Origin of the sequence: Robertkochia flava (assembly GCF_020166515.1) — a bacterium.
GTDB classification, from domain to species: domain Bacteria; phylum Bacteroidota; class Bacteroidia; order Flavobacteriales; family Flavobacteriaceae; genus Robertkochia; species Robertkochia flava.
Genome location: NZ_JAINZT010000002.1, coordinates 767,885 through 780,586, shown reverse-complemented (window position 1 = coordinate 780,586; position 12,702 = coordinate 767,885). Strand labels below are relative to the sequence as shown.

At 47.6% G+C, this 12,702-nt stretch carries 10 protein-coding genes; 3 read left to right on the top strand and 7 right to left on the bottom strand.

Annotated features, from left to right (window positions below; translation table 11 throughout):
• Nucleotides 1–13: 13 nt before the first annotated feature.
• A complete protein-coding gene (locus K7R11_RS03860) occupies nt 14–805 on the top strand; it encodes a DUF2797 domain-containing protein (protein ID WP_224488785.1) in 792 nt (263 codons plus the stop codon).
• A 213-nt stretch (nt 806–1,018) separates the two neighbouring features.
• Here K7R11_RS03860 and K7R11_RS03855 read toward each other — a convergent pair whose 3' ends face one another.
• Complete coding sequence (locus K7R11_RS03855; protein ID WP_224488784.1) at nt 1,019–1,462, bottom strand: molybdenum cofactor biosynthesis protein MoaE; 444 nt, start codon at nt 1,460–1,462, stop codon at nt 1,019–1,021.
• Nucleotides 1,463–1,708: 246 nt separating this feature from the next.
• On the opposite strand from K7R11_RS03855, the gene K7R11_RS03850 reads away from it, so the two are divergent.
• Complete coding sequence (locus K7R11_RS03850) at nt 1,709–2,176, top strand: ankyrin repeat domain-containing protein (RefSeq protein WP_224488782.1); 468 nt, start codon at nt 1,709–1,711, stop codon at nt 2,174–2,176.
• Nucleotides 2,177–2,184: 8 nt separating this feature from the next.
• Here K7R11_RS03850 and K7R11_RS03845 read toward each other — a convergent pair whose 3' ends face one another.
• The 5 genes from K7R11_RS03845 to sppA form a co-directional block, all read right to left on the bottom strand.
• Complete coding sequence (locus K7R11_RS03845; RefSeq protein ID WP_224488780.1) at nt 2,185–3,039, bottom strand: N-acetylglucosamine kinase; 855 nt, start codon at nt 3,037–3,039, stop codon at nt 2,185–2,187.
• Entirely contained in the window at nt 3,036–4,982 is a 1,947-nt protein-coding gene (gene nagB / locus K7R11_RS03840) for a glucosamine-6-phosphate deaminase (RefSeq protein ID WP_224488778.1), read from the bottom strand. The genes K7R11_RS03845 and nagB overlap by 4 nt, the downstream gene beginning before the upstream one ends.
• A gap of 478 nt (nt 4,983–5,460) precedes the next feature.
• A complete protein-coding gene (locus K7R11_RS03835) occupies nt 5,461–8,139 on the bottom strand; it encodes an AsmA family protein (RefSeq protein ID WP_224488776.1) in 2,679 nt (892 codons plus the stop codon).
• 24 nt (nt 8,140–8,163) lie between these two features.
• Complete coding sequence (locus tag K7R11_RS03830; RefSeq protein WP_224488774.1) at nt 8,164–8,910, bottom strand: queuosine precursor transporter; 747 nt, start codon at nt 8,908–8,910, stop codon at nt 8,164–8,166.
• Between the two features lie 6 nt (nt 8,911–8,916).
• Nucleotides 8,917–10,680: a signal peptide peptidase SppA gene (gene sppA, locus K7R11_RS03825; protein ID WP_224488772.1), complete on the bottom strand. Its 1,764-nt coding sequence runs from the start codon at nt 10,678–10,680 to the stop codon at nt 8,917–8,919.
• 132 nt (nt 10,681–10,812) lie between these two features.
• Between sppA and folK the strand changes: the two genes are divergently transcribed.
• Nucleotides 10,813–11,949, top strand: a complete 1,137-nt coding sequence (folK, locus tag K7R11_RS03820; RefSeq protein ID WP_224488770.1) for a 2-amino-4-hydroxy-6-hydroxymethyldihydropteridine diphosphokinase — start codon at nt 10,813–10,815, stop codon at nt 11,947–11,949.
• A 133-nt stretch (nt 11,950–12,082) separates the two neighbouring features.
• On the opposite strand, the gene K7R11_RS03815 is transcribed toward folK, so the two are convergent.
• Nucleotides 12,083–12,634 carry an RNA methyltransferase gene (locus K7R11_RS03815; RefSeq protein ID WP_224488769.1) on the bottom strand — a complete coding sequence of 184 codons (552 nt, stop codon included), beginning with the start codon at nt 12,632–12,634 and terminating at the stop codon, nt 12,083–12,085.
• Nucleotides 12,635–12,702 lie beyond the last annotated feature (68 nt).

Here is a 12,702-nt window from a genome sequence, read left to right as displayed (position 1 = left end):
AAAAACTTTAACCATGTACGAAGGCGTTCTCACTAAAATGGAAACCGAATTCACCAAGCCGGTAAACTACTACCTGGTGTTTGAAAATGATTTTCTGAACATCAACCAATTACTGGACAAAAAGGTGAGTATACGCTTTATAAAACATCAATGTCTCAACTGCGGACTCAACAAGCCCATTTACCGCCAGGGATTCTGCCAGAGTTGTTTTTTCGAGGTACCCCAGGCTGCAGAATGGATCATGAAGCCTGAACTTTCCAAAGCGCATACAGGAGAGGAAGATCGCGACCTGGAATACGAAAAAAGGGTGCAGTTACAACCCCATATTGTTTACCTGGCCAACTCCAGCAATATTAAGGTAGGAGTTACGCGAAAGACCCAGGTACCCACACGATGGATCGACCAGGGCGCTCATGAAGCGATAGAGATCGTGGAAGTACCCAACCGCTACCTGGCAGGGATCACCGAGGTAGCCCTGAAAGAACATATATCCGACAAGACCAACTGGAGAAAAATGCTCCGGAATGAGATTGATGATGAAGACCTGGTAAGTTACAGAGATCAGTTAAAACAATACATTCCGGAAGAGGCCCTGGAATATTTTATCGCCAGTAACAAGGAGACCAATATCGACTTCCCGGTACTCCAATACCCACAAAAACCAAAAAGCCTCAACCTTGACAAAACCCCGGAATATCAAGGGGTGCTAAAAGGAGTTAAGGGTCAATACCTGATCTTTGAAGATGAGACCGTTTTTAATGTGAGGAGTTATGAGGGATATGTGGTGAAGGTCGAGGTGGTTTAGTTTGTTGGGTACGGAGGTACATGGGTACGGAGGTACACGGGTACATGGGTACGGAGGTACAAGGGTACGGAAGGGCAGTAAACTTTAAGCAATATAATAGCCTCACGACTCACGACCTACCGTGCTTTGCACAGGCAGGCAAGCTCCCGACTACCGACCTACCGTGCTTCGCACAGGCAAGCAAGCTCCCGACTCCCGACTCCCGACTACCTCTTAATCCGTATTCACCTTCCAGGCGTGACTTTCATCAGCAAAGATCTCCTTCCCGAAGATGGGCACCTCCGATTTTACCCGGTTCACGATCTCTTCGGTAGCCTGGTAGATCATTTTGCGCCTTTCGGCTGAGGCAAACACCACAAAACAAATCTCTCCGGCATTTACCCTGCCCAGGCTGTGGTAGATATGCAGGCAATGCAACGGGTATTTTTCAAACGCCGCTTCCCTGATCTCACTGAGCTTCTCATGCGCCATGGAGGTATAGGAACTGAATTCTATCGCCGCCACTTCCTTTCCGTCCATTTCATCGGCTCTGACCTGTCCCATAAAGATATTATGTGCTCCGATCCCGGTTTTGGTGCGATGCTTATCGATTACCTCTGCCAGGAAGGTTGCCGGAATGGCCCCTTCAAAAAAAACCTTATCTATTTTCTTTCCCATAATGCGATTTTTCAAAATATTCTGGTGCACTTCGCCTACATCCGGAAAGTGCCCCTTAAAACTACATATTTTTCCGGAACCCTTTCCTGAAAACCGTTTCACAATGCGAATCCATCCCGGATTCTGTGATGCAAATTATTTTGCATGGCCTCAGGTGCTTAACCGAAACCGCAGCAAACAACTCCCTTCCAATTAAACACCGGAAACCATATTCTAACATCCTGCTATTTTTTATATTTACGGTCTATGGAAAAATCAACCTTATTTACAGCCATCCGCGACAATCACCTGAACAAGGTAAAAGAGATCCTCACCGCGCATCCGGATTGGATCAACGCCACAGACGACCGTGGCTCGGGACCGTTACTTTTATCGGCCTATTTCGGACTCATTGAGATGACACGCCTGCTCCTGGAATTCAACCCCGATGTAGACGCCAAAGACCTTTCCGGAAACACCGCTCTTATGGGAGTCTCTTTTAAGGGGTATACCAATATTGCACGTATGCTACTGGAAGCCGGAGCCGATACAAACATCAAGAATGGGAATAACTCCACTGCCCTGATCTTTGCAGCCACTTTCGGAAAAGATGATATCGTAAAACTCCTGCTGGAGCATGGAGCAAAAAAAGAGATCACAGACAGTGCGGGATATACGGCGCTGGATCACGCCAAAATGCAGGGGATGCAGCAGGCAGTCAGCCTCCTGGAGTAAGGTCTTAGCTAAGTGCCCGGATGCAGATGATATTCCAGCAACCCTTCGATCGGACGACGAATAAAATTACCAGGCATCATTCCGTGGGCCTCTAGTATTTCTGACAAAAGGGGCCGGGCGTGATAAGCCACTGATCCGGCAAAATGAACGGGGTAGGTCGAACATTCCTCTTTATAGAACCCCAGATGTGTATCTACAAAAGATTCCAACACATCCCGGGTAAGCTCCTGCATAAAGGGATGGTCCAGATTTTCTAAGACAAAGGGCGCAAAGGATGCCAGGTATGCATTGGGGTAGCCTGAATTGTAAACACCCTGCCTTACTGCTTGCGGACTCACCTCATAATCAGTCCTTAATTGCTTCGCCAGCGCTTCCGGCAACCGGTTATAATAAAACGCCTTGAGCAGTACCCGACCCAGGTGATTTCCGCTCCCATCATCCATCAGCATATACCCGAGAGAAGGTTGCCTGATCTCCACTTCCGATCCGTTATAAAAACAGCAATTGGAACCGGTTCCCAGAATGGCTACAACTCCGGGGGTCCTGGTACAGCTGTATACCGCTCCAAGGATATCCTCCCGGACGGTAAACCTGGTGGCCGACTGAAAGAATGACCTGAAGATCTCCTTTAGAAAATCCTGAGAAACTGCAGCACCGCATCCGGCCCCATAGAAATACACCTCTTTTACAAGGTGCCTGACCGCTGTGAGCTCTGCACATTCCAATAGCCGCGCCTCTAGATCTTCCTTCCGGAGCAACCCGGGATTTAATCCGCGCGTACGAAACCTGGTCTTTTCTTCCGTTTGCGCATTATACAAGATCCAGTCGCATTTGGTAGATCCGCCATCTGCTACCAGGATCATTTCGTTTGTTTAAAATGATACCGCTTAAAGGCCTCAATTGCGGCGTAATCGGCAAGACCAAGCTTGTGAGATTTAGCCGCAGTATGTTTGTTCCTTTCTTCTGCCCGTACCCAGAACTCCCTCGAATCGTCGCCCTGGAACATCACCCCGTCTTTTTGGGACTGATGAAAGAAAATGGCGCTGCGCTTTTTAAGTACCTGATCGGGACTCATAGGCACAGCCATTTCGATCTCGTGCATATCCCATTCATGCCATGCTCCGCGATACAACCACACCCAGCAGTCGTCCATATAAGCATTATCCTTCAGAACGTCCAGTGCCTCAAACAAGGCATCCAGACAAACCTTGTGCGTTCCGTGCGGATCTGCAAGGTCGCCCGCCGCATAGATCTGATGCGGCTTTATACCCTCGATCAGGCTACACATGATGTCAATATCATCCTGGCCCAGGGGTTTTTTCTTTATGGCTCCAGTTTCATAAAAAGGGAGATTGAGGAAATGAACATGATCGTCAGCCAGCCCAAGGTACCTGGCAGCTCCAAGTGATTCCTTTTGCCGTATCAGTCCCTTGAGAGCTCTCACCTCAGGAGCGTCAATACTTCCGTCGTCGTGCGCTTTTATACTCTTAATAATGTCTTTAAAGACAGCTGAATCCGGATTAAGCTTTGTGGCCACCTCTGCAAACTTTAAGGCCTCATGATTGGATACCGCGATATTGCCTGAAGTCTGGTAAGCCACATGCACCTCATGCCCCTGCTCTACCAGGCGATCAAAGGTGCCTCCCATGGAGATCACGTCGTCATCAGGGTGCGGACTCAGGATAAGCACCCGTTTTCTCGCAGGTTCAGAGCGCTCCGGACGATTGGAATCGTCTGCCCCGGGCTTACCGCCCGGCCACCCCGAAATGGTGTGCTGCAATACGTTAAACATTTTGATATTAAGATCGTAGGAGGATCCTTCCTTAGTGAGAAGGCCTTCCATTCCGTTATCGTTATAATCCTTATCGGTGAGTCTGAGAATGGATTTCTCCGTCCTGTCGCATAACCAGACCACGGCTTTTCTGGTAAGCTCCGTTGTCCACTCACAAGGACCTACCAGCCAGGGCGTTTTTATTCGTGTAAGCTCTGCCGCAGCCCCCTTATCCATGATAAAGGTGGTGTTCTTATGTTCCTGTAAATAGGTAGAGGGCACATGTGAAGTCACCGGTCCTTCGACCGCCTTCTGAACGATCTCCGCCTTGTTTTGTCCCCAGGCCAGCAAAACGATACGCCGGGCATCCAGTACCGATCGCACCCCCATGGTGATGGCCTTTTTGGGTACATTTTCGATTCCTAAAAATGACGGAGCTGCATCTGAACGGGTAAGGTGATCAAGGGTGATGAGCCGCGTACGCGAATTGTAATGAGATCCGGGCTCATTAAACCCGATATGTCCGGTTCTTCCGATCCCTAAAAGCTGAAAATCCAGCCCTCCATATGACTTTATCTTCTTCTCATAATTCACACAAAATTCCAGCACCTCCTCAGGCTCAATGTCGCCCTTGGGAATATTGATCTGATCTTCGGGAATGTCGATGTGACGGAATAAATATTCATGCATAAAATAATGATAGCTCTGTACGTTCTGAGCTGTCATCGGATAGTACTCATCCAGGTTAAAGGTGACCACGTTCTTAAAACTGAGTCCTTCTTCCCTGTGCATGCGCACCAATTCTTCATAAACCCGTATAGGGGAAGATCCTGTTGCCAGTCCGAGCACACAGGGCTTGCCTTCCACCTCTTTCTGGCGGATGAGCGCTGCGATCTCCATGGCCACTACCGTGGAGGCGAAATGCGCATCATCGTAAACCACATTGTGAATTTTTTCAAATCGGGTATTCTCGTAGATCCCCGCTTCCTGGTAACTGATATCCTTTAGGTTCCGTAGCTGTTCTTCGGCTATCATGATGAGTTGGTTTAATGTTGAATACTAAATGCCGGGGTACCCCCGAACCGATAGCAAATGCTGCTATTCAAATTAAAATTACAAAAATTAATAGCAATATACTGCATTTTTTAAGATAAAAAACTGCAATAAATTGCAGTATCGCCTGCCGATTTACTGCAAACCCCGTTTATTCCTGGGGCTGAAGTAAGAAAAGTATGCCCAAATAGATATTGAAACGTTGTGCTTTAGCTCTGAGGGAGAAGAAGTGGGGTTTACAGAAAAGAACCCTTTATGAAGCTTGCTTTTGTTCGTAGCAGGGAGAAGAACATGATATTTTTACCAATCGCCTTCTGCATTAAGTACGGGCATGCAGCATACCTGTATATATACCATGTCCGGGCACCTGCTATCTTGGTCCGCACTATTGGCATAACCCCATCATGACACGGTAAAAGCATCGAAGCAATCCGAAAAACACAAACCCTGCCCGAACAGGTTAATTACGGTTTTGGGTGGTGTCTTTTTTCTTTTTATTGAAAAGGGAATTCAAAATATTTCCGGCAGCCTCCTTTACAGCATCCTTCTCCGCTGAAGTAGCGGTTTTTGTACTATCTGCAACTGCACCGGTACCGGCGCCGTCATTCTGTCCGAGCACTTTATTCACCAGGTTCCCCAGTTCATCAGTACCTTTCTTAGTAAGTTCTTCTGTTTTTTCCCTTGACAATTGGGCGATAAAATTCTCGACCGACTTATCCAGGTTGGTGGTAAAGGAAGGGCTGTTGAGCGCCCCACCGATCTTCACATCCACCGGCACGGTACGCTTCTCAAAATCCTTTATATTCAACTTACCGGCCAGGCTGCTCACATCCTTTCCGAGGTATGATGCCGGAACATCAATGGTCAGGGTATAATCCATGTTCCCGTCAAAATAATGCCCGCCGCTAATTACTGCATGCATTCCCTTTACATTCACATCCAGGGGTCTGAGTCGAACCTGGCCGTCTGCAAAATCAAGGGCAGCTTTAAGCTCTTTCCCCGCAAGTTCTCCCAGATCTACGAAAGCGAGTTTCTCATTCAGGGAGTTCACCATGCCGAGTTCATTTTTCTTCACTTGCTCCACCTTGAGCTGACCCAGAAGTTCACCTGCAAGGGAACTCCAAACGGGATGCATATCTTTATCAAGTATTCCGGCAAGGTTAATTGTACCATTAAGCTCGCCTTCGAAAATTCTCGCCACGGGCGCAAGGTTCTTCAAAACCTCCATTTTGGAGAAGGCGGAGGCGAAATCAAATTCAGAAGCTTTGAGACTCACATCGTATACAGGCTGAAGGGTCTGCCCTTTCACCAGCCCGTTCATCGCGACCCGTCCGCCGAATAATCCGGAACTGAGCTCGGTAATCCTCAGGTCCTGGTCGGCCAGCATCATTTTAGCCCGGGCCTGTTTTAGTGTCATATTATCGTAAACCACTTCCTGAGCGGCCCCATTGATCTCCAGGTTCATAAAAGCGGGAAACAACCCTTCGTCTGATGAAGATTCTCCGGGGTTCGCAGCAGGGTCCTTATCCTCCGCTCCGGTTCCACCTTCCTGGGCGCCTTCCTGCTCCATATCCATAAAATCTGCCACCACCAGCTTATCTGAGCGGAGGTCCAGCTTTCCGCGAACAACCCCATCATCAGAAAGAACATTCAGATAATTGGTGAGCACCCCGTTAAGCTCGAGATCGGATGTGCCGGTGCGGACCCTGGCCTTTTCGACATTCATTGAAGTATTGGTAACCCTTAGAAAAGCCTCTTCCACCATTACATCCTGAGGCAGGTAGTCGCTTCCGAAACGCACTCCCTTTAACCTGAGATCTCCCCTTACATCAATTTGTTCGTATGCCTGCCTTTCCACAGCCTGCATATCGAAGGATGAAAACACCTCCATATCCACAATTCCCTGAAGATCCTTAAGTGTACCTGCGGGCATTAATTTCGAGAAGTTTCCAAGATTCAGCACCCCACTTGCCTGCAGTCTTACTCTGGGGTTCCCACCAAGTTTTTCCGCAAGCACCTGCATATCAAGACGATCTCCTGCCAAATTAAAATGCAGGGTATCCAGGCGAAGAAAGGTGTCCTCTGCAACACCTGACGCATTGCCCAGCTCTCCCCTCAGGCTGATTTCCTCCATGGAAAGGGGCATGGAGGTATATTTAAAGGAGGCATTATCAGCTCCCATCTGAACGGAAAACTGCGGGATGGTTTCCTCCCCAAGCAGCCCCGAAACATTCCCTCTAAAGGTAAAGGACCCACTGGCTTCGATACCGGCCAGGTCTCCGGAATACTTTTCAGGGATAAGGGAGAGAAATTGTCTGAAATCTGTAGAAGGAGTTTCAAACCTGAGATCAAAATCGGTCCCCGTTTCCAACAGGGCAATACCCCCATCAAAAACCAGAGGCAACCGGTTGATATGAGCCGTATTCTCCTTAAATACGAACGACAGGATCTCGAGATCCAGCTCCATATCCGCCTTCCAGTCAAATACATTCCTTTTCAAATAATCGGTCCCCCCGTAGCTCATTGTAAACAAGCCGGAGGTTTCTGTTGACAGTACCGTTTTTTGAGCCGATAGATCCCCGGTTCCGCGGTGATAAAGGCTGTCCAACTCCACATATAATCCTTCTTTTCGGTCTTCATAGATCAACCTGATATCTTCAAGTTCATAAGCTTTAAGGGTAAGCCCCTTTCCGGGCCCCTCTTCGGCCGGAGATGATGTATTTCCAGTACCGGGATCCTCCTTGGCGATATCGTAATTCACCCTACCCTGTTCATCTGAAACCAGGCGAACATAGGCCTCCCGGATCCTGAAATGATCGATGGTGTAAGGAGCTACACTCCCTGAAAACAGGGTTTTAATTGGCATGTCCAGGTCAACCCTTTCCGCATAAAACAGGGTATCTCCCTCAAAAGGAGCCTGATTCACGATACTCAGGTTATCGATTCCAAGGTTAAGCGAAGGAAAGCTCCGGAAAAAACTGAGATCGGTGTCGCCAAAATCTACGGTAGCCTGAAGCTCTTTGTTGATTTGCTGTTTCAAGGCCTCGGTAAGACGCCCCCTGAACAAAAAGGGTAACAGTACCAGCAGGAGCAGAAGCACAGCAAAAATTACGATTACGGGGCGGAGAATTTTTTTCATAACATAAGATCTTTAACAGGACCGCTAAAGCATTTTGCGATCCCGGGCGCTTTCGAGGTGAAAGCCAAGATCGATCTCTTCATTGATGGCAAGACCGAACTGTTTCCTGAAAATATAAACAAACAAATACAATAATGGGGTATCGAGCAGGGCGATTATCACTTTAAATATAAAACCACTCACCACCAAACCATAGAAATTATCCCAGGAGAGCACACCGAAAATACAAAGCAACAGGATAACGGTAAACGTATCGATAAATTGCGAACTAAAGGTGGAAAAATTATTTCTAAGCCAGAGGTATTTCCCCTTGGTCAATCGCTTCCAGAAATGATAGATCCCTATATCGATATACTGAGCGAAAAGGTAAGCCAGCATGGAAGCCAGCACCGCTATCGGAGAAAGGGCGAAAACCGTTTGAAACAGATCGTCGTTCACCGGCGACCAGCTGTTCGCAGGCACCACATTAGCGAGCAGGATGATCGTCATGGAAAAGAGGGAAGCAAAGATCCCTGCCGTCACTACCTGGTTTGCCTTCTTGCGCCCATAGACCTCAGAGATAAGGTCCGTTATTAAAAAGGTTAACGGGTAAGGCAGAATTCCCACGGAAAGCTCAAACAAGGGAGCCCCGAACAGCTGGGTATCTTCTCCAAAAGGGTACCAGTAAAAGAATTTCTGGAAGATCAGGTTAGACACCACCAGGGAAGTGATGAACAAAGCCGCTAGAAAGAGATACACCTTAAACGCGAGGCGTTTCTTTTTTAGATCCATAAAAGTTTATTGTATTTGGAGTTCAAAGGGCAACCTTGCCTGCACGCCTTTCATAGCAGCCATTTGCCGGATCTTTGTAAGCAGCTCATACACTTCGGCCCCAAGTTCCTGTTTGAGAATATCTTCCCGGGCATCAAAGAATCCTATCCCCAGGTCGCCCAGTGCATCCCTGAAATTGGATTCATACACGGGGTAATCAACTGTAACGTAGTCGGAAATCCCAGCCGATCCGGCAGCATATCTGATCGCATCGTCCAGAGACCCCAACTCATCCACCAATCCCTTTTCCACCGCCTGGGCTCCACTCCAGACCCGACCCTGAGCCACCTCATTAACCTGTTCTGTGGTCATGTCGCGACCCTCTGCCACGATTCGCAGAAAATGCTGGTAATTCTCCTCAATAGATTCTTCTGAATACTTTTTGAAGGTTTCTGTTGGTGACTCGAACAGGCTGTAGGCCGTTGAGTTCTTATTGGTATTCACCTGCTCGGCATTGATACCCCACCTGGAAGCCAGTTCCCGGATATTAGGAATGGTAACAAACACCCCGATAGAGCCGGTAATGGTGGTTGGCTCAGCAAAGATCCGGTTTCCTGCGGCAGCGATATAATAGCCGCCGGATGCCGCATAGTTCCCCATGGAAACCACAACGGGCTTCACTTTTTGTGTCACCTCCACCTCACGCCATATGAGGTCTGAGGTAAGCGCCAATCCTCCCGGGGAATTCACCCTGAGCACAATAGCCTTTACCCTGTTGTCTTCCCGGGCATCTTTAAGGGACTTATACATGATACCCTGCCCGATCACATCCTTAGAACCTTTCCCGTACCCGATATCGCCCTGGGCATACACTACAGCAATACGGTTGGCTGCCGACTTTGATCGGGTTCTGGCCGTATATTCAGCGTACTTCTCCAGGTTGATGAACTCAAGGTCATTACCCGCATTCGTACCTGCCTGCTCCTTTAAGAAATCATCGTACTGATCTGCATAGAGAAGGCCATCTACGAATCCATTTTCCAGCGCCATCTCCGGGGTTCGGGCCAGCAACTGATCGGCGTACCCATTCAGGGTTTCCACCTCCAGGCCCCGGCTTTCTGAAATATCCAGGAGGTACTGTTCCCATACCGACCCCAATAATTCGGTGATCTGCCGTCGGTTTTCCTCGCTCATGGAGTTCCCCAGAAAAGGCTCTACAGCGCTTTTGTATTTTCCATGACGCACCACTTCCATCCGCAAACCGCTTTTATCCTGGAAATCGCCAAAGAAAAGCACCTCAGACGAAAGTCCTCTGAAATCCAGGATCCCCTGAGGGTTCAGAAAAACAGAATCAGCTACAGAAGACAACCAATAATCTTTCTGGGCATACAACTCCGCATAGGCGTAAACAAACTTCCCGGAATCTTTAAATTCCTGCAAGGCTTTGCGCAGTGTCTGGGCCGTGGCATTACCAGCCTGAAGCATTGAATTTTCGATACTGATCCCTTTTATCCTGTCATCCTCAGCCGCATGCTCAATAGCCCGAAGCATATGATTTAAGCCGTCATACTCTTCAAACTCATAATCGAGATCGTTGATGCGAAATTGCCCTCCGTAATCCGGAACCGGCCCCTGAAGAGAAATTCTCAGGATCGAATTGTTTTTTACCCGTACTACCGGGTCGGCCCCGGCAGTGGCTCCTACCATAATGAGCAGCAACAACATAAAGATAATTCCCAGGGCAAGTAAGGTCCCTAAAATGGAAGCGAGAAGATTTCTCAGAAAATTCATAGGCTAGAACTGATTATCAGGCAGCAGGGGGCAACAGTCAAATCCACCCCCAATAAACCATCGCAATTTTTTATTAACATGAGTAACAAAGATAATCTTTTGTAGATTTCTTTTAGTTACTTTGCCAAGATCATGAAACAGTTGAAGAAGGCATATATTTCTTTGGGAAGTAACAGTGGAGAGAAACTATACAATCTGCAAACCGCCGTTTCTTTATTAAGGGAAAGAGCCGGAACTGTAACCAAGGTTTCGCAGGTATACCAAACCCCTTCCTGGGGATTCGAGGCAGATGATTTTTTAAATGCCTGCATCGCCCTGGATACAGAACTCCACCCACAGGAATTGCTTGAGATCCTGCTGAATATCGAAAAATCCTTAGGACGGGTACGATCGGACCAGAAAGGTTACCAATCGCGAAGCATCGACCTGGACATCCTGTTTTATGACCGGGAGATCATAGACGAAACCGACCTTCGGATCCCCCACCCTCAGCTGGAAAAAAGGAGGTTTGTTTTGCAACCCCTGGCCGATATCGCTCCTGATCTATTGCACCCTGTACTGAATAAGACCACCTCCGAGCTTTTGGAAGCGTGTCCGGACACAAGCACATTGGAGCGCACTTCGATGGTCCTGCACAGCAGCATTCATAATTTCAGTAAATTCAATTATGTGGCCATCGAGGGAAATATTGGTGCAGGTAAAACCACCTTATCCACAATGATATCAGGGGACTTTAACGGTAAACTTCTTTTAGAGCAGTTTGCAGACAATCCATTTCTCCCAAGGTTCTACGAAGACAAGGACCGTTACGCCTTCCCCCTGGAAATGTCCTTTCTCGCCGAACGCTATCAGCAATTCGTAAACGACAGTACTCAGAAAGACCTGTTCAAATCGTTTATGGTGAGCGATTACGACATCTATAAATCGTTGATATTTGCCCGGGTTACCCTCCAGGATGAAGAGTTCAAACTCTACAGGCGATTATTCAACATCATGTATAAGGATATCACCAAACCGGACATCTACGTATACCTGTACCAAAGCACAGAACGTCTTTTGGAGAACATCAGAAAGAGAGGAAGAAGCTACGAGCAGCAGATCGCCCCGGAATACCTGAAAGACATCAATCGTGCCTACCTGGATTTTATCAAAACTCAGCCCGAACTAAATGCCCTGATCATCGATATCACAGAACTGGACTTTGTTAAAAACCCCCAGGACTACCAACATATAATCGACGAAATACATCTTTTTTCAGATAAACAGTAGAGGCGCTATTTTTTTAAGATATTTTTTGGTTTTTCCGTCAAGGATGCATTAATTAGGGGCACCAAAAACACCTTGAAAACTAGCTAACTTTACTTAATATTTAAACCACCAAGCCCGATCTGTCGGGCTTTTTTTATTCAAGGTTCCAGGTATTCTTCGCCTTTAATTTCGCGAACATATCCCAAAGCACCACCCCGGCACTTACTGAAATATTAAGAGAATGTTTGGTTCCGTATTGCGGAATTTCAATCACCGCCTTACAGGCACTCACCACTTTTTGCTGCACCCCTTTCACCTCATTTCCAAATACCAGGGCGTAGATAGTATTAGGCTCCGGCTCAAAGTCGTTAAGCATCACCGCGTTTTCGGCCTGCTCCACAGCCAGGGTAACCACCCCCCGGGCGTTCAGTTCTTCTATCACCTCCAGGCAATCTTCCTCATATTGCCATGCCACACTATCTGTAGCACCCAGAGCAGTTTTATGAATGTCTTTATGGGGCGGGGTGGCCGTGATACCACAGAGGATCACTTTTTCCACCAGGAATGCATCACAACTGCGAAATACAGAGCCAATATTGTTCAGGCTTCTGATGTTGTCGAGCACCACAATAAGCGGCACCTTTTCTGCCTTTTTAAATCCTTCCACATCCAGCCTGTTCAATTCGCTGTTCCTGAGTTTGCGCATACCGAAATCTTTAGGTGCAAAAATAACCCTATCCCCCGATATAAAAAACTGTGTCAGCACCAAGTTTA

Excerpts from the sequence above, each read along its gene's own strand:
- K7R11_RS03860 (WP_224488785.1), top strand. The coding sequence starts at position 14 with ATGTACGAAGGCGTTCTCACTAAAATGGAAACCGAATTCACCAAGCCG.
- K7R11_RS03855 (WP_224488784.1), bottom strand. The coding sequence starts at position 1,462 with ATGGGAAAGAAAATAGATAAGGTTTTTTTTGAAGGGGCCATTCCGGCA.
- K7R11_RS03850 (WP_224488782.1), top strand. The coding sequence starts at position 1,709 with ATGGAAAAATCAACCTTATTTACAGCCATCCGCGACAATCACCTGAAC.
- K7R11_RS03845 (WP_224488780.1), bottom strand. The coding sequence starts at position 3,039 with ATGATCCTGGTAGCAGATGGCGGATCTACCAAATGCGACTGGATCTTG.
- nagB (WP_224488778.1), bottom strand. The coding sequence starts at position 4,982 with ATGATAGCCGAAGAACAGCTACGGAACCTAAAGGATATCAGTTACCAG.
- K7R11_RS03835 (WP_224488776.1), bottom strand. The coding sequence starts at position 8,139 with ATGAAAAAAATTCTCCGCCCCGTAATCGTAATTTTTGCTGTGCTTCTG.
- K7R11_RS03830 (WP_224488774.1), bottom strand. The coding sequence starts at position 8,910 with ATGGATCTAAAAAAGAAACGCCTCGCGTTTAAGGTGTATCTCTTTCTA.
- sppA (WP_224488772.1), bottom strand. The coding sequence starts at position 10,680 with ATGAATTTTCTGAGAAATCTTCTCGCTTCCATTTTAGGGACCTTACTT.
- folK (WP_224488770.1), top strand. The coding sequence starts at position 10,813 with ATGAAACAGTTGAAGAAGGCATATATTTCTTTGGGAAGTAACAGTGGA.
- K7R11_RS03815 (WP_224488769.1), bottom strand. The coding sequence starts at position 12,634 with ATGCGCAAACTCAGGAACAGCGAATTGAACAGGCTGGATGTGGAAGGA.